7 protein-coding genes and 2 pseudogenes are annotated in these 18,246 nt (G+C 64.5%); 4 read left to right on the forward strand and 5 right to left on the reverse strand.

Annotated elements, in window-relative coordinates; genetic code table 11:
- The first annotated feature begins 801 nt into the window (after window positions 1–801).
- The 3 genes and pseudogenes from OG407_RS09815 (at window position 802) to OG407_RS09825 (ending at window position 2,562) form a co-directional block, all read left to right on the forward strand.
- Window positions 802–1,134 carry an Lsr2 family protein gene (locus OG407_RS09815; protein WP_405856953.1) on the forward strand — a complete coding sequence of 111 codons (333 nt, stop codon included), beginning with the start codon at window positions 802–804 and terminating at the stop codon, window positions 1,132–1,134.
- Between the two features lie 173 nt (window positions 1,135–1,307).
- Window positions 1,308–1,673: pseudogene (locus OG407_RS09820) on the forward strand (IS701 family transposase); the annotation flags it as partial.
- Window positions 1,674–1,735: 62 nt separating this feature from the next.
- Window positions 1,736–2,562, forward strand: a protein-coding gene (locus OG407_RS09825) for an IS5 family transposase (protein ID WP_405868345.1) whose coding sequence is annotated in 2 segments (ribosomal slippage) — window positions 1,736–2,087 and window positions 2,087–2,562 — 828 coding nt in all. Because the reading frame shifts where the segments join, the coding sequence is not laid out codon by codon here.
- A 47-nt stretch (window positions 2,563–2,609) separates the two neighbouring features.
- Here OG407_RS09825 and OG407_RS09830 read toward each other — a convergent pair.
- Both OG407_RS09830 and OG407_RS09835 read right to left on the reverse strand, forming a co-directional pair.
- Complete coding sequence (locus OG407_RS09830) at window positions 2,610–3,095, reverse strand: DUF4265 domain-containing protein (RefSeq protein WP_405856955.1); 486 nt, start codon at window positions 3,093–3,095, stop codon at window positions 2,610–2,612.
- A 156-nt stretch (window positions 3,096–3,251) separates the two neighbouring features.
- Window positions 3,252–4,268 carry a polymorphic toxin-type HINT domain-containing protein gene (locus tag OG407_RS09835; protein WP_405856957.1) on the reverse strand — a complete coding sequence of 339 codons (1,017 nt, stop codon included), beginning with the start codon at window positions 4,266–4,268 and terminating at the stop codon, window positions 3,252–3,254.
- A gap of 650 nt (window positions 4,269–4,918) precedes the next feature.
- Between OG407_RS09835 and OG407_RS09840 the strand changes: the two are divergent.
- Window positions 4,919–6,105 (forward strand): annotated as a pseudogene (locus OG407_RS09840) (IS3 family transposase).
- 204 nt (window positions 6,106–6,309) lie between these two features.
- Here the strand turns inward: OG407_RS09840 and OG407_RS09845 are convergent.
- The 3 genes from OG407_RS09845 to OG407_RS09855 all read right to left on the reverse strand — a co-directional run bounded on the left by OG407_RS09845 (window position 6,310) and on the right by OG407_RS09855 (window position 17,512).
- On the reverse strand, window positions 6,310–6,690 hold the full coding sequence (locus OG407_RS09845; protein ID WP_405856959.1) for a hypothetical protein: 381 nt from the start codon (window positions 6,688–6,690) through the stop codon (window positions 6,310–6,312).
- 1 nt (window position 6,691) lies between these two features.
- On the reverse strand, window positions 6,692–13,666 hold the full coding sequence (locus OG407_RS09850; RefSeq protein ID WP_405868347.1) for a polymorphic toxin-type HINT domain-containing protein: 6,975 nt from the start codon (window positions 13,664–13,666) through the stop codon (window positions 6,692–6,694).
- A 156-nt stretch (window positions 13,667–13,822) separates the two neighbouring features.
- A complete protein-coding gene (locus OG407_RS09855; RefSeq protein WP_405856961.1) occupies window positions 13,823–17,512 on the reverse strand; it encodes a LamG domain-containing protein in 3,690 nt (1,229 codons plus the stop codon).
- Between the last annotated feature and the right edge of the window lie 734 nt (window positions 17,513–18,246).

Raw genomic sequence — 18,246 nt, forward strand, 5'->3', positions numbered from 1 at the left:
CCTACTACCGCGTATGGCCTGGCAGTAGCTCCGCTAGCTTCTCAGCTGCACTCGGAATCCCTGGCAGCCCCGCAAACGTGGGATCGTGATAGCCGTGATTGCGCAGCATCTGCTGGGCTTTCGATACAGCAACCGCCTGAGTATCACTGCACGTTTCACAGTGAGGAAACAGGCTGCGCAGAAGGCTAGTCGGTCCAATTCCAGTAGACGGCTGGTGGTCACCCGTCATAGTCGGACTGCTCCCACCGCAGGAGTGGCATGGCCTTCCCTGCATGGCCGCACTCTGCTCCAAGGTGACGACCGGCCCGGTTGCAGGCACCGACTCATCGGCATGAGGACCGACGCGCAGCGTATTCGCCTCCCCTTGACTCAGCGAGACGTTGCAGTTGTGAACCAGGATTGGCGTGGCGCCCGCTAGCACATAGGCCGAAGCCGGTGACCTTCTCGCTTTGGGATGGGCATTCGGTTCGAATTGGGCGAGTTGACAGGCGTCGCAGGGAGGCCTTCTCAGACGAGGCGTATCGCCGAGCTGTCCGGGCTGCTCCACGACGACGAGGTTGCCCGCGCGTGGTGGGTGAAGGTACCCGAAGCCGGGGACCAGGACGCCGCCGACCACCTCCGAAAACTGTTCTTTGAACAGCGAAAGCAGGGCCCGGGGGCTGGACGAGACAGGGAAGCCATCCAGCATGGATGCCGGAAAGGTCTACTTGATGCTCTGCCGATTATTTTAGCGAGGGGCTGAGGCTCTCAGGTTTGTGGTTTCATACCTATACAACAGATACAGAAGGCGGGACTTTACAGATGGCTCAGAAGACGGTCGTTCTCCTCACCGATGACATCAGCGGCGGGGACGCCGACCAGACCTTGATCTTCGGGCTCGACGGCAAGTCGTTCGAGATCGATCTGAACGACAAGAACGCCGAGAAGCTACGCAAGGCCCTGAAGCCGTACATCGAGGCCGGCCGCAAGACGGGCGGGAGGACGTCGCCCCGCGGGCGAGGCGCTGGGGCCACGAGCAGCGGAGAGGACACTGCGGCTATCCGATCCTGGGCCAAGGAGAACGGTCACGAGATCAACGACCGGGGCCGTGTTCCCGCGAACATTCGTGAGGCGTACGCGAAGGCCAACGGCTGAACTCGGAAACACACAAGTACCCCCTGACCGAAGCCGGGAAGGCATTCGTTTCTTCCTCTTCTCAGATGGAAGAGTGCACCTTGCCTCGATCGCGCATAAGCCCTCGTCGGACGTTGACGGGGGCTTTTTGCTTGCCGGATGTCGGGTTGTCCTGGGGATGGGCAGGCCAGTGGCCAGCTTGTCGTGTTGGGCGGCCACCGGGTTCCATGTGGCCGGAGGCATTCGGCGGTGACCGGGGCGCCGGTGGTGTTGGTCCACACCAGCTCCGCCGCTATACGTCCTGGTCCCGCTGGGTCACCCTTGCCATGCTCGCCCACGCCTTCCTGGCCGTCGTCCGCGCCGACGAGCACCATCTCCGCCCAGGCCCCGACGACCTGATCCCGCTGACCTGCAACGAAATCCAGCGACTCTTCATCGCCCTGGTCGGCCGACCTGTTCACGAGGCAGACCATTGGCTCCGCTGGTCCCACTGGCGGCGGCGTCATCAAGCCCGTTCCCGGGCCAGCCACTACAGCCGTCAAGCCGCGAGCAAAGCATGATCGTTATCTACAGCTGGAGTACTAAGAGGATGTCTCACGTGGTGTGTTGTGCGTGCGGCATGATGCCGGTCGTGGGTGTCGATCTGTCGCAGCGGCTGGTTCCTGATGAACTGTGGGAGCTGGTCGTCCCGTTGCTGCCGTCGTTCGCTGCTCGTCCGCAGGGTGGTGGGACTGCTCCGTGTGATGAGCGGGCCGTGTTCACCGCGGTGGTGTATGTGCTGAGCAGCGGTTGTGCCTGGCGGCATCTGCCGCCGACGTTCGGTACGTCTCCCGCTACGGCGCATCGCCGGTTCGCGGTGTGGACCGAGGCGGGCCTGTGGCGTCGGCTGCACCGGGCGGTACTGGACGAACTCGGCGCCAGGGGCGAGGTGGACTGGACCTCGGCGATCGTCGACGCGGCGTCCGTCCGGGCGAAAAGGGGGGCACGCTGACCGGGCCGAATCCGGTCGATCGCGGCAAGAAGGGCAGCAAACTGCACGTCCTGTCCGACGCTCAGGGCATCCCGCTGGCTGTTGCGGTGTCCGGGGCGAACCTGCACGACAGCCAGGCGTTCAAGCCGCTGATCCTGGCGATACCCGCCATCCGCTCCAGACGCGGACCGCGACGACGGCGACCGGTCAAAATCCGGGCGGACAAGGCGTATTACTCTGCCGACCACCTGGCCTGGCTCCGCGGCCGCGGCCTGATCCCGCGGATCGCGCGTCCGGGAATCGAGTCCGGCGAACGGCTCGGCCGCCACCGCTGGAAGATCGAGCGGTCGATCTCCTGGCTGTTCGGCTACCGCCGGCTCACGGTCCGATACGAACGCAAGGGCAGCCACTTCCTCGCCTTCCTCGGCCTCGCGGCAGCCCTGACCTGCTACAAGAAGCTCGCAAAACTCACCACGTGAGACATCCTCTCAGTGGGGCCGAAATAATTTCGCATACAAGTAGAAATCTACGCCTCGCCTGACGAGAACGAAACGCTGTCAGCCCATTCCCAAAAAGCACGAGATGCAGCCTCTTCTCGTTCGAGGAGGTCGATAAGGCTAACGATGTCGGCGCCAATTGGAACGTCGATTGCGGCGTGCCTATCGCCGCTCCACTCGCTCAACAGGCCGAGCCGCGAAATCTCAAAATCAAACTCCCTCGCCACGCTTGCAGCGCCAGGTGTTTCCAACAGGAAAACCCGCAGGGCTCTCCGCCCTGACTTGCGGACCAATCGGGCGACCGTGGTGCCGTCCGGGGAAAGAGTGACGATATCTCCGAGAGAAATACCGTAAACCCGGAAAGGGATGCAGCATAGCTCAAGCGAACCGTCTTCAAGCTTCTTGAGCCAAAGCTGTTCTACCTCTCCCTCCAAGCCGAACGGCGCGAGATCGGCCCGTGCGATGTAGTCGCTGTCGCCCCGGCGAACTGGGCTCTCATGGACAATGAACTTCATAGGACGCTCCAGGTCAAAGCCGGATGGAAGGTGGCTGCAGCCCCACGCAGTCTAGGCGGTCGGGCGACGCGACCACGCACTCCCCGCCCAGCGAGGTGGCCCGCGACGGCTGCTCTTCCTCCCAGCCGTCGCGGGCCACCTCTCACCTACACGTTCCTAGGGCGGTGTCATTCTCGAAGGCCACCACGGCGGCGGCCAGGAGCCAGTGTAATTCGGTGGGGGATTCAATGGAGCCAATCGATCCCTCTTCGAACTATTACAGAATGTGCAAGCCGGTGTAGTGTTTGCGTCGGTTAGGTCACCGCCACCAATCCTAGGCTCGACGTGGTCAATCGCCGTGGCTGGATTCGTCCGGCAATACGAACACAACGGGGCGGTAGTCCCAGGATCCGCGTTCTTCCCGACATCATAATCCTTGAGGAGGCTTGGCGGAATCCTCTTCCCAGCACCAGCGCCACCACTTGAACCAGCTGGTATATCGTAAATCGGCTCACCATTCACGCCACAACCAATCGGAGAATTGGTGTTGTGAACGAGTACCGGCGTGTCGCCCGCGAGCACATAGTACGTGTGCAGTTCCTCGACCGTGAGGTTGTACATGTCGCGGTCGCCGGGGCGTGGAGTGACGGCGGTGACGTGGACGTGACGGTTGCTGACCGTGTTGAGTGCGTGGCCTGCGGGGAGTTGGCCGGCGGGTACCCAGGTGTGGAGGGTGTCGTCCCAGAAGGGGTGTTTGAACGTGGTGTGGAGGGTTTCCGTCTTGCCGCTATCCAGTTGGATCTTGAGATCGACCAGATCGTAGTCGTGGTTGATGTGCGTGGCCGTAACCGTACGGGGGCCCTTGTGTTTGCCGTTGGCGGGGTTCGCGGCCTCGACTTGGTCGCCGGACTTGATGTCACCGATGGGTTTGCTCTTGCCATCGGCCATCAGGACAGGGGTGGAGGGAGTGAAACTCAACTTGCACGCTGTCGCCCTGCTGGCACCAACTTCGCCCTCGGCTTCGGCGCCGGCGCCTCGTGTTCCCAGAAGGAGGGCTATGTCGAAGATCAGCTTTCCGGTACCTTCAGCGCTCTTTCCGTCCGCGTAGTCGCCGTATATCTCCTTGCCGCGCGATGTCACCGCTGCCGCGCCGGCGAGGGCCGGATTGGAGCTCATGAGCAGTTGGGTGAGCATGTCCGCGCAGCCGTCTCCCCGGCAGTGCGCTCCAAAACCCCAAAGAGCCTGACGACCCGCCAAGAGCAGAACCGGTCCGCTGATGTTGCCGTCAAGATGGCTTGAATTCTCTCCCGAATACACTCGGGAGAGAATTTCCGAATTACATCGGAATTACTGTGCCGTGACTGGACGCAAGCTCATTTCGACTGGGATCCATAACCATCAGAGTTGGTACGGGTAAAGCCGAACGACAGAGACCCTCAGTGAGACGACATTCCCAGGAGTGATTTCCCATTTCCGATCCGGCGCTTCGATCAGAATAATGTCAGACCCAAGCCTGACCCCCACAATAGGGTCATCTCCCTCGCCGATATCAACGACAGTTCCCGTAATGGAGACGCTAGGATCCCCCTCGATGCCCCCCGCAATCGAACCGGGAGCGGGGGCGTTGAGGACGGTCCACTGAGTGATGTCCTCTGGGATTTCGAGCTCGACGTCAAACTTTCCAAGCCGAGCAGGAGTCGAACCGGCCCAGCAGCCGGAGGCGTGTCCGAGCGCGCAACGGAAGGCAACCCGCCCTTCTGAAGGGTCTAGAACTCTGGTGAGGTTTGCCCGCGTTTGTGGACATCTCTTGAGGATCAGATCGTGGGATCTGACATGGAGGTGTCGTGGTGGGTACATCCCGGTATTCGGAGGAGTTCAAGCAGGACGCGATCAAGCTGGTGGCCTCCACCGGCCGGTCCGTCAACTCCGTGGCCAAGGACCTCGGCGTCAACACCGAGTCCCTGCGGAAATGGGTACGTGCGGCCGAGGCTGCCGCTGTTGTCGGGGGCGGTGAGCTGATGACCCCGGCGGAGCGGGAGGAGCTGAAGCGGCTGCGTAAGCAGGTGCGTGAGCTGGAGCTGGAGAAGGAGATCCTGAAGAAGGCGGCCCAGTATTTTGCGAAGGAGATGGGTCGATGACCGGCCGCTGGCGGTTCATCTCCGACCACCACATGGAGTACGGCATACAGCGGCTGTGCAGAATCTTCAGCGTCTCCCGATCCGGTTTCTACCGCTGGCGTGCTGCCGGGCCTGCCCGGGTGGCCAGAGCGGCGGCCGAGGCGGATCTGACCGAACAGATCCGCGGCATCCATACCGAGACCAAGGGCGCCTATGGCGTCCCCCGGATCACGCGTGAGCTGCGGGAATGGGGTCCGGTAGTGAATCACAAGCGGGTCGCGAGGCTGATGCGGGCCGCCGGCATCACCGGCCGCCACCTGCGTAAGGGGAAGCGGACCACCGTCCAGGACGCACGAGCGCCCAAGGCCCCGGACCTGGTGGGTCGCGACTTCACCGCGCCGAGGACAGATGTGCGCTAGTGCGGCGACATCACGTATCTGCCGGTCGGGAACGACTGGATGTATCTGGCGACGGTTATCGACATGCATTCGCGGCGGGTGGTCGGCTGGTCGATGGCCGAGCACATGCGGGCCGATCTGGTCATCAACGCAATCGAGGCCGCTGTCGCTACCCGTGGCGGATCTGTCGACGGTGTGGTATTCCACTCGGACCGCGGCACGCAATATACGTCGGATGCCTTCGCCGTGGCATGCCGCAGGCATGGAATTCGCCGCTCTATGGGGCGAGTTGGCTCCAGCTACGACAATGCGATGGCGGAATCCTTCTTCGCCAGCATCAAACGAGAGCTCCTCCACGGAGAACGCTGGAGGCAGAATTCAGAGGCCCGTATGGCGGTGTTCTCCTGGCTCGCCTGGTACAACAACCGGCGCCGCCATTCCGCCCTCGGCCATCTCAGCCCAGTCGAGTTCGAACGACAAGCAATCACATCAAGTAGCCTGAATCTGGCTGCATAGCTCGTAGATGTCTACGTAGCGGGGCAAAGCCCACCAGCCGCCCGACCCGACGACGGCGACGAACCACCCGTTCGTGCAGCACCCGTCCGCTGACGTTGCCGTCAACTACTGCCGTCAGACCACAGCGAGGCCCCGCCGGAAGCAATCTCCAGCGGGGCCTCTGCCCTATTTACAATGGAATCATCCCAAGGGATCCCGGCGCTGTCACGCACCTGTTCCGTTGGCCCCATCATCCATCGCCGAAAGCCGCGCCTCCATATATAGAGGAGCAGTCCACGGTTCTTTATCCATGAATGCCTCCCAGAAGTCGGCATTCCGCAACTTGCCAGATCCAAATACCAGCAAGTCAACCCCGACCTCCGTTACGCACCAATCGCCTGGAATGCGGCTGGAGATAACCTTGAACATTCTTGAGTCAAACAAGGCGGGAATTTCATCAATGGAGTATTCAATGCGATACTCAACCGAACCTCCGCGCCTGGCGTAGATCTCAATAACGTGATAATGCGATCCGACCTTGAGCGCCGAGGCACCCCGCAAGGCGGGCACCCCAAGGTCACCAGGCCCGACAAAGCGAACCTGCATGCTACCTCCGATTCAAGACTGCCTTGTAGTCGTAGTTCATAATCTCGCCGGTCTCCTCATTCATATAGAAGTGCACCTGGAAGGGGCCATAGGGACTCTGGTGGGTTTCCGTAGTGTATTTACCCCACTGCGAAGCCCCGCCATTTTCTTCGAAGTATCCGCGCACATTCGGATTATTAATTTCATCCCCGGGAATGATCTTATTCGATCCGTCGATCGCCCCTTGCGAGAGGGTTCCATCCTCATTGAAGGCAGAGTTGGCGGATTCTGTGCGCAGCTGATCAGCAAGATTCTGCCCATCAGCCGAGCCCGATATAACGTTTCCGTTCGCGTCACTCCCGCCACCATCACGAGGAGTGACATTGCAATTGTGAACGAGGACTGGCGTGGTGCCTGCGAGTACATAGTACGTGTGCAGTTCCTCGACCGTGAGGTTGTACATGTCGCGGTCGCCGGGGCGTGGAGTGACGGCGGTGACGTGGACGTGACGGTTGCTGACCGTGTTGAGTGCGTGGCCTGCGGGGAGTTGGCCGGCGGGTACCCAGGTGTGGAGGGTGTCGTCCCAGAAGGGGTGTTTGAACGTGGTGTGGAGGGTTTCCGTCTTGCCGCTATCCAGTTGGATCTTGAGATCGACCAGATCGTAGTCGTGGTTGATGTGCGTGGCCGTAACCGTACGGGGGCCCTTGTGTTTGCCGTTGGCGGGGTTCGCGGCCTCGACTTGGTCGCCGGACTTGATGTCACCGATGGGTTTGCTCTTGCCATCGGCCATCAGGACAGGGGTGGAGGGAGTGAAACTCAACTTGCACGCTGTCGCCCTGCTGGCACCAACTTCGCCCTCGGCTTCGGCGCCGGCGCCTCGTGTTCCCAGAAGGAGGGCTATGTCGAAGAGCAGCTTTCCGGTGCCTTCAGCGCTCTTTCCGTCTGCGTAGTCGTCGTATATTTCCTTGCCGCGCGATGTCACGGCTGCCGCGCCGGCGAGGGCCGGATTGGAGTTCATGAGCAGTTGGGTGAGCATGTCCGCGCAGCCGTCGCCGTCGACCAAGCAGTGCTTGTCGGTGATGAGTTGCTGAACGGGGGCTTCGAAGATGGTGACGACGGTCGATTTGGCCTGGCCTACGATGGTTTTGCCGACATCACTGACCCAGCCCCAGGCGCCACCGCCGCCGTCGTTGACGTCCCCCTGGCTGTTGGAGGAGGCAGTGCCGCTGCCGTGGGAATTCTTGGTGGTGTCCGGAGGCTTGTCCCCGTCGGCGCGGCCGATGCTGTCACCCCCGGGATCCGGGACATTCATCAGTCCGGTGGGGTCGCTGCCGGTGACGGGGCTGTTGTCGGCGTAGGTGTAGCCGTTGAGGGACTGGGCGTCGCCGGTGTCGAGGACGGGGTCGACGCTGAGGAAACGGCCGGTGGTCGTGTCGTATTCGCGGGCGCCGATATAGGTGAGGTTGCTGGTGGGGTCGGTGGCTTTGCCGAGGAAGGTCTTGTCGTCGGCCCAGACACCGGTGCCGCCGGCGCGTGCGGCTCCGAAGGGGGTCAGGTAGCGCTTGGTGACGGCCTGGGTGGTGGCGTCGAGGCTGAGGGTGGAGGTGCCGTGGGGGTCGCCGGAGAGGTAGGAGAGGCTCTGGGTGCCGCTCTTGTTGGTGCGCACGGCGATGGTGGCGCTTCCGGTGCTGTAGTAGCGCTGGGCCCAGTACTTGGCCGTTGTGGTCGAGGTGTCCAGGTGGACCTCGGTGGCACCCAGGTAGAGGACGGTCTCTCCGCTGGTGTTGCGGCGGATGAGGAGGTTGCCGCTGGCGTCGTAGACGTGGCTGGTCGTGCTCTTGGTGGTGCCGGCGCTGGACTTCTCTGTGACCGTGTCGAGGCCCCCGGTGGTGTTCCAGGTCAGTGACTGGGTGTCGGTGCCGTTGGGGCGGGTGGTCGTGTCACCGATGTTGTCGTAGACGTAGGTGGCACTCACACCGGTGCAGGAGGTCGCGGTCGTGGTTGCGGTGAGGCGGTGGGGGTTGCTGGTGTTGTTGTAGCAGTAGGTGCGGGAGGAGTCTCCGGTGCCCGTGTGGGCGGTTTCCGTGGTGCGCAGTCCGCTGCTGGTGTAGCCGTAGGAGGTCCAGTAGGGGGAGGCTCCGCCGAGGTTGCTGGTGGTACGGCCGGTGGTGGCGCAGGAGGCGGTGGAGGGGGTCCAGGCGTCGGTGAGGCGCTGGTAGCCGTCGTAGGTGAAGCACTGGTAGTCGGTCGCGCCGGTGCCGGAGAGGTTGGCGGTGTCGAAGGTGGAGGTGACGTTGCCGGCGTCGTCGTGGGTGAAGTTCAGGTCCTGGACACTGCGGCTGGCGTCGGTGGTGAGGCTGCGGGTGAGCCGGTCGGTACCTTGCTCGTAGGTGTTGGTGATGTACGCCTTCTTGGCGGTCAAGGCCTCGGAGGTGCCCAGCATGTACTGGTTGACCTGGCCCAGAGCGTTGTAGTCCGTGGCCAGGAGGTAGCCCGTGGCGCCTCCGACGTTGGTGACCATTCCGAGGTCGTTGTACTCGTAGTCCACGGTCTCGCTGCTGAGGCCGCCGGCCGCGGGCTCGGTGTAGTACTGCTGAGTGCCGTCGATGTTGTAGTACGAGGTGGTGGCCAGCGTCGCAGAGGCGATCGCGCCCGAGGTGACCAGCGGGTCGCTGGAGGGCAGGGTCAGCTGGCTGCCGGTGGCGTGGTAGAGGGTGTCGTAGGCGGTGACCTTGCGGGTGTAGGCGCTGCCGGTGGTGCCGCCGACGTAGCTGATGGAGTCGTCCAACTGGCCCTTGGCGAGGGTGTCGTAGTCCCAGTGGGCCAGCTTGTTCGCGTTGGTCTTGGAGGTCTGCCACTGGTCGGTCTTGCGGCCCAGGACGTCGTAGCCGTACAGCAGTTGGGTGCCGCGGTTGTCGGTGGTGGTGTCCGTCTGGTCCAGGGCCGTGTAGGTGGTGGTCGTGGTGCCCAGGTCCGGGTCGGTGGCCGAGGTCTTCCGGCCGAACAGGTCGTACACGTACGACCATTGGGCGCCGTCCGGTCCGGTGACCGTGAAGGGCTTGCCGTCCAGGGTGTACGTGTACTTGGTGGATGTGTAGGCGGCTCCGGTCCCGGCGCCGTAGGCGGCGTCTGCGGGGTCGGTGCCCGCATAGGCGCGCTTCTCGACGGTGTTGCCGAAGATGTCGGTGATCGTGCGGGTCGCAGAACCTCCGTTCAGTGCAGTGGTCGCGGTGGAGTCACCGGTGTAACTGGTGCTCGTCGTCCACTTCTTCACGCCGTACACGTACAGGCTGCTGCTGGTGGCCCGGCCGGCACCGTCGAAGACCGTCTCGGTCTGTTTCGGCGCGCCGCCGTCTGCGGCCCGTGCGTAGGCGCCGTTGGGGAGATTCGCGGAGTCGAAAACGTCCGCGTAGGTCTTGTAGGCCAGACCCCGCGTGTCGTAACGGGTGTCGGTGAGAAGACGTCCGCCGTCGGGCGTCGGGGACTGCGTCTGCAGGGGGCGCAGGAGGGAGTCGTAGATCGAGTACGCGGTGTTGTAGGTGGTTCCGTCGGCCTTCAGGGTCGAAGTCGACTCCCATGACAGGGCGTCGTTGGTGACGCTGTAGGCGTAGGTGTAGTTCGGGGTCTGGTTCCCGGAGTGGGAGCGGTTGGGCAGCCAGGTGGCGGTCTTGCGGCCCAAGGCGTCGTAGCTGGTCTCGGTGATCTTGTTGTTGACGTCGTAGACCTTGGTGGGCAGGCCCGAGGCGTAGTCGGTGTAGGTGTAGATGGACTGCGACTTGGCGTTGGTGACCTTGGTCTTGGTCAGCGGGCCGGAGTCGGTGGGTGTGTAGGCGGTCGTGGTGGTGTTGCCCGCTGCGTCGGCGACCGTCAGCCGGCGCCCCAGACCTGCCGTGCCGCCGCTGTCGTCGTAGGTGGTCTTCGCGACGGTCTGCCACGTGGTCGGGTAGCGCTCGCCGCCGGTGGCGGTGGCCGGGTAGGCGGCGGCGCGTCCGGTCCAGGTCGCCTCGCCGAGCGTGGGGGTCTGGGTGGCGGACCAGGCGGTCGCGGCGGTGTTGTCGTAGACCGTCGCGGTGTCGGAAAGGACGTCGCCGCGGGAGGTGGAGGAGGCCGGCAGGTTCACGCTGGTCTCGGCGACGGAGCAGTCCTGGCCCACGACGCGGGTGCGCGAGACGAGGTTGGTCAGGCCGAGGGCCGTGTTGCGGGCGTACCAGGTACGGGTGCAGGTGTTGTCGCCGCTGACGCCGGTCTGACCGGTGTCGTTGGCCTGGGTGGGCATGCCGTAGGAGTCGTATGTGGTGCTGGTGGTGCGGGTGCGCCAGGTCGCGGACGTGGTGAGGTAGGTGGAGGTGGAGGTCGTGCCGGTGCGGACGTAGTACGCCTTGATGCTGGCGTAGGACTTCTGCTGGCTGGCGGTCTGTGATGTCCAGGGCGTGTTGACCGTCACCGAGACGGGGACGGTTCCGTTGTAGGTGATCTGCTCGCGGAGGGAGCCGGCGTCCTGGTCGCTGTCGGTGAGGTCGGCGACGTCGAGGCCGGAGACGTCGAGGCCGGTGCGGATGGCGGAGGTGGTGGTGCCGTCGGTCTGTTTGTCGCCGTTCATGCCCTGCATGTACAGGCTGACGGTCTTGGACTGGGTGGTGCCGGCGGCACCGGTGACGGCGGTGACCTTGCCGTAGCCGCGCCACTGCGACCAGGTCCGCTCGTCGGAGGGGACCAGCGGGTCGTAGTTGTAGTGCCAGGCGGGGTCGGCGTAGGTGTAGGAGTTCTCGACGCCCTGGCCCAGGCCGGTCGGGTCGGTAGTGAGCACGGCGGTGACCCGGTACTTGTGGAACCAGTCCAGTGACGCCTCGACGGCTCCGTTGATGTGCCAGTACTGGGGGTAGCAGCTCAGGGTGTCGTTGTCCTGGGACGAGGGCATGTTCGAGCCGCGTACGCACTCCGGGTCGGAGAGGGTCACCGTGGTGATGGCGCCGGTTTCGGAGGTGATGGTCGACATTCGCGGCATGCTGAGTTTCAGGATGTCGTCGGAGGTGGAGTCCACCCGGTTGGGCCGCAGTTGGTAGGTGAAGGTGACCGGATCCAGCTTTATATCGGTGCCGTTCTTGCCGGTGTGCTGGATCGAGGAGAGCGCCAGGGTCTGGTCGGAGGTGTCATCGATGTCCTGGCCGTCCTGGAACTCCTGGGTCAGCGCCCAGGAGTCCACCGCTGTGTAGGCCGAGGTCGTTGCCGAATAGGCGAGGGTATCGATGCCGGTCAGGCGTTTGCGGCTGAAGAACGACGGGCTGTCGGTATTGCAGTCGTCGTCACCGCTCGCGCAGATGCTGTCGTACGGCACGTCCGGCCAGTTGTCCGATGTCGAGTCGGTCAGCGAGGAGCAGTCCGAGGCGGTGCAGCGTTCGTCGTAGGAGAACGTCACTTCGTCCGAGGCGGTCCCGGTGAACAGGGTGCTCGCACGCTGCCCGTAGAGGATCTTGTCCAGGTGTCCGCCGCGGGTGTATTTGGTGTTGGCGGTCGAGGCCCCGTTCTTTGGGTAGTAGTTCGTCTCGGCCGTGTACCAGTACGACATGGCGTTGCCGTGCAGGTCGACGACGTAGTCGAGGTTCCAGCGCCAGGCTTGGTTGAACGAACGGTCGGCGAAGCTGGATCCCTGGTCGTAGCCGGGCTCGCCGGAGTCGTCGCCGAAGACCGGCGTGGTCCACACCGAGTTGGTGCGCTGGGTGTCGGCGCCGGGGAGTTTGTTGAGCCCGAACTTGTACTGGGTGCCGTCGCCTGTGGTGACGGTCCAGTATTCGCCCTTGCCGTCGATCCCGGTCTCGCCGTCGTCGTCGTTGTCGGCGCCGGTGGAGTGGGTGACGGTGGAGGCGTCGTCGTCCTTGAGGTGCCAGGCCCCGTCGGCGTCATTCTTGACCAGTTCGGTGGACTTGCCGTTGAGGACGAGCGAGGCGTTGTCGTACTTCCAGCACTCGTCGTGCTTGTCCGTCTGGCCGTCGTCGTCACAGGATGCGTAGGACCGCTCGATGTACGAGGAGGTGCTCAGGTCGAAGCCCTCACCGACCTGGGTGGACTGGTTGTTGGTGGACGCCGTCTTGCCGTCGGTGCTGCCGGAGTTGTAGTCCAGGGAGAGGGAAGGTGCCGGACCTGCCGCTGCAGGCGGTGCGGACATCGGATAGCTCCAGGTGAACGACCCGGAGGAGCTACCGGCCTGCCAACTCGACGACGAGGACAGGGGCGAGGCGGAGTTGTTTCCCGAACCGGACGCGGACTCCCCCGAAGTGGCCGTCAGCGCGAGTACCGTGGCCGTGGATGCCGTGGCCTGGGATAGCGCGGCTGTACTGACGTTGGAGCGAGATGTCCGTGCGTCGACCTTTACGGGGGACTGTCCCAGCGGCACTGTGGCGGACACGCTCTGGCCGCTGATGCTGTTGTGCGAGTCCAAGGTCGTCTGGGCTCGGCAGGCGGCTTTGTCCGGAGTGGTCAGGGCACAGGCCGGCAGTTGTACGAGGTGCAGGCGGCCTGCCCAGTCACCGCCGTAGGCCGAGGCGAAGGCACTGTAGTCGACGCTGATTTTGGCGTTGCCGTCGTCGCTCGCACTGGCGGTCAGCAGCACGCCCTTGATACCTGCGGCGGCTGCGGCCTTGTGGCTGAGTACCTGGACGCCGGCCGTGCCCGAGGCGGATGTCGCTCCTGCGGTGCGGCTCAGGGACACGGGCAGTCCACCTGCCGTAAGGCGGGTGACGCCGGATGCAGGCAAGGGCGCGGAAGTGGCCGCGGCTTTGGGCCACGTCGCCTTCTGTTCAGCGAGGGCGTCTTGAGTCTGTTTCTTGTTGGCGGCCTTTTCCGCGGCCACCCGGGCCCTGGCCTTCTTGGCGCCCAGGCCGTCGACCGTCTTCACGGTGTCGGAACGCTGCTCTGGCACGGCGGGTACCAACTGCTTGGTGGATGATGCGGCTTGGGCGGCCATGGGAGTCAACCCGGCCAAGGCCAGCGCGAGTGTCACGCCGACCGTGAGCACTCGATGTCTACGGCGTCTCGCACCACTGGCGGCACTCACGACAACAACCCCTCACACGTCAGAAGTCATCAAGAAAGGAAGCGCGGGACTTGCTCGGGCGAGGCGGCAGCAAATGCCGCTTCGCCCGGGAGAGGGGAGAGATCAGTCCCCGACCGTCTCGACGATCTGTTGCTGGCTGGCCATGGCACCGGCCCAGACCCGGATGTCACTGACCGTCGCGGGCAGATAGCGGTCCCAGACCGATTTCACGTACGTCTTGCCGACGGCGAAGTCACCCGTACCTGGAGTCGCCGTATAGGCAGTCGCATCCCCGTTCTGCGCGTTTCCCACGTAGAGACTGACCGCGCCGGACTGGGCGTCGAACACACCGGTCAGGCGCACCGCGCTCCCCAGATCGGCAACATGGTCGGAGACCACACCGGTGAAGCTGCCGTCGGTGTTGAGGCGGCCGAAGTGCCAGAACCCGGCAGGAGCGGTGGCACCGGTCTCAGGATCGGGATCGCTGCTGCCCGTCCGCTCGTACCACAGCCCCCACGCGGAACCGTCCGCACTGCGCTGGCCGAGAACCTGCCCCATGTAGTCCACCGCTTTCGCCGCGAGCGCGGTGCTGTCCAGTTGCACGGCGGTGGTCACGGTGAAGGATCCGGTGTCGTCCACCAGCGGGCCCGGCGCGGACGCGGCGTCATCGATGCCGTCCAGGACGATTCCCGTCCCGTCCAGTGACGCCCCGCCCGACAGAGTCAGGGGCGTTCCGTACCCGGAGGTGGTGTCGGCAACCGTGGTTCCGGTTGCCGCGGACGGATCCCAGGCCGCCACCAGCTCTGCCGCCGCGTAGCTGTCGTTGGTCTTCAGCTGTGCTTCGGTGGACAGCGCCTGCGGCGATAGGGCCTGCTGCCAGACGGTGACCTCGTCGATCTGACCGTTGAAGTAGTCGGTGAACGTGCCCGCGGTGGCACCGTTTCCGCGGCCGAACTCCAGCGGGCCGGTGTCCGCCTCCGGCTCCCCGGTAGGCAGCGCCTGCGGGCTGCCCTGTGGTTTGCCGTTGACGTAGAGCTGGATCGTGCCCGCCTTCGTGTCGTACACACCTGCCAGATGCGTCCATACCTTTACCGGCGGCGAGGCCGCATCCGCGAGCGAGCGCACGAAGTGTGTGGTGCCCGCCGAGTCAATCCAGTGCCAGTTGAAGATCCACTTGCTGTAGGCAGTGGAGTAGTAGATCGCGAAACCGGGTTGCGTGCTTCCACTGCCCGTCTGCGAGAGCAGCACGTAGTTGCGGGTCGGGGCGGCGGCCATCCGGGCCCACGCCTCGACCGTGTACGACGACCGGGACTCCACCACCGGGCCCGAGGTGGCCGCATAGCCTGTCGAACCGTCCACGGACAGGCCCGTGTCGGTGACCGGCGTCGCCAGCTCCGCACCCGCGGCGTCATGGGTCAGTACACCCCGCCGGCCACGCCCGTCCCGGGAAGCGCCGGAAGAGGAGAGGGTGGCGTTGTCCTGATCCCCCGCGACGGTGGTCGACGTGTCGAGCGCGGCGCCGCTCGCCTCGTCGAAGTGCCACTGCCCGATGGCGCCGGCACCCTCCGCGACCAGGAAGTCGACGGCATTCTGAGCCCCGTAGTCGATGGAGTCCTTGGCTCGTACGTACACGCTGAAGGTCCCGGAGGTGGGCGGAGTGAAAGTGGCCGTCGCCGTCGAACCGGTGATCGGTGCCGACCATGCGGCCGAGGACGTCGTCTTGTACTGGTAGGCAGTGTTGGTGGTGTCACCGGACGCCGGCGTGAAGGTGAACGTCACCGGCGTACCCGGGCCTCCCGCGGCGGTGCAGGAGGTCGCGGTGCACGCCGAGTACGGGCTCGACAGGGCTACCCCCGGAGCCTTGGGACGGGTCGGGTCGACCTTGAAATAGCACCAGGCCCCCGAAGCCCCGTTAGAGGGGCCGGCCAGGTAGTCGCCTCCGCTGTTGTAGTACGACCGCGTCCAGGACCGGTACCGGTACAGGGTTCCCTCGGTCAGCGTCGACGTCTGGACGCTTCCGGGAGAGACGTTGTCACCGACATAGCCGCTGGTGGGCCGGGCCGTCTCGAATACGGTCGACCATGTGTCGCTGCTTGCCGTGTATTTGTCGACGCTGTAGACGGCCTTCAGCGACGCACCCGGCTCACCACCCGCTGCGGTCTGCGGCGTCGACTGGAGCAGCGGCTGGGACTCGGACACCACCAAGGGGTCCGACTGCTTGGTTTCGCAGGCGACAGTGGTCCTGGTGGTGGACCCGACGACCAGCCCGATCTTCGTGGGTTTCGCCGGGATACCGACGTACGTCACGTCGAGTTCGGCATCGTCGTCGAACCGCTTCCAGCCGTTCGGATCAGTCTCGTCGTGCGCCTTGAGCATCAGCGTCAGGCGGGAGAAGTCGCCGTTGGCGAACTTCGTCACCGTGGAGGTGAGGTTCTCGTTCGTCTCCGTGGGGCTGTCGTTGAACTCGATCGGTGCGGCGGGCTGGCTGGGAGAGCAGGCAGACCCGCGTCCCGCGGACACATTCCGGTCCACCATCAGGTCCCAGTTCGCCGTTGGCCCGGGCCAGTTCGTCGACGAGGAGATGTTGCCCGTCCGGGTCAGGTCCACCCAGGAGGGGGTGCAGGACATTGACCACTTCTCCGTGATGGCAAAGGTGGCATCCAGGACGTGCTTGCCCGCCAGCTTCGCCGGCGAGAACTCGAAGTACATGCGGTTCTTGTAGCCGGAACCGCAGTAGTACCCGACACCCCCGGTGACGTAGGTGCCGCAGTAGCCGACGCCCTTGCCGTCGTCCCCGCCGGAGAAGTTGTAGAAGGTGTCACCGTCCGAGGACAGCAGGGTCCGCTCGGAGGCCGTCATGCCGACGTCCGGGTCGATGTACTGCGGGAAGACGGACGACTCGTCGGCGAGCATCGAGGCGTCAGGGGTCACCTTGATCGAACTCTGCCCCGCGGTGACCGGAAGGCGGGTGGAGGTGTCTCCGTCACTGGGGCCCTCAGTCGGGTCCGGCGTCGTCTCACCGTCGCCACCGGTCGTGGCCGCGGCAACACCGTCCTGCGTCGTCGTCAACGACGCCTGGGACGCCGAGCGGGAAGAGACCTTGGGCGAGGCGGATGCGCTGCTGGTGGTGTCGCCGGACGAATCCCACTGCTGGGCGGCCGGAGCACGGAAGACAGCGTTGCCATCGTCGTCGACCGCGGACAGCCCGCCGCCACCGCCGCCCTGCAGAGAGAGCCCGTCAGCTCGCACGGGGAAGGAGAGTTCCTTCAGCTCCGGGTTCGCGGCAGCCGACGCCGAGGTGACGACCAGCACCTCGCGGTAGCCCTCCGTGGTGGCGGTCATCCGCAGATCAACGCCCGGCAGGACACCCGCGTACACCGCCGAGTCCCCGTCCAGCGTCGGCTTCGGCAGTGTGCCCGGCCAACCCACGCTCAGCGAACGCCCGTTGAGGGACAGCTTCACCAGGTCGGCACCGTCCCCGCCACCGGAGAAGGAGATCTTGGCGACTGATGCCTTCGGCCCGACCGTGCCGTCCGACCTCTTCTCCAGCGTCGCGTCCGGCTGCACCCACGAACCATCGGCCTGGCGCGTTCTCACCGGAACGACAGAGTCCTTCAGCGTGAAGGTCACACCGTCCGGATTGGCGAACGTCGTGGTGTAGGGCGTGCGTTCACCCACGACCTCGACCTGCTCCCCCGACGCCGCAGCCTTCTCCGCGTCCGCCCGCGCCTCCGGCGTTGCCTGATCGGTGGTTGTGGTGTCGTCCGCGCGTGCTGCGGTCGCCGGTACGACAAGTGTCGGCACAGCAGCCATCAAAGCGGCCGTTGCAGCCAGCGAGACCACTCGTCTACGCGCGGCGACCGCCGAGCGCGCACGCCAAGAAAACCCCATCCCCCACCCCAACTGTTCACACGGCTCTTACCCCGCCCTTACGGCCGCCTCATCAGAACCGGACGCATCACAGCTGGTCAATGGCGTATGCAGCCAAGATAGACGATTTCAAGCCACCCTTCGAGCAGTACCAAGTAGGGCAAATCAGAGCCGTGTAGAGGGAGGGCCGCCATCAAACCCTGGGACCACCGGATCGACCTCGGCACCTGCTGACCAATCCCGTCGGCAGATCCGCCGCAGATGCAAACCGTTCACCCAAGAAGCTCTTTTTCTGCAACCTCCAGAGCACCATCGAAAGGTTCACTGAAATGAAGAGCTCAGCCTTCGGTCCAGCCTCGGGACTCTGGCAGCAATCCAGGCACACCTTCCTCGCCCTCGCATACGACGTACTGGAGACGTGCCGCCAACGGGGCCCAGCCCCATGGGAGCGACCAGCTTGGTGCGGCTGATTTTCCACCTTCAAAAAGTGAAAGAAACAGCAAAGACGGACCGGTGTGGCCACAGTTGGCTCACAGCTTTCTTATGCGGGACATGCTGACCCGAGTAACCACTGCGACGAACTCACTCGCCGTGAACTGGCCACCGCCTGGACCATCGAGCGCGTCGAGCGATGGCCCGACTGCACCAACCCTCGCCTGCCTGTCAGCAGACAGGCC

This window comes from Streptomyces sp. NBC_01515 (assembly GCF_045040345.1).
Taxonomy (GTDB): domain Bacteria; phylum Actinomycetota; class Actinomycetes; order Streptomycetales; family Streptomycetaceae; genus Streptomyces.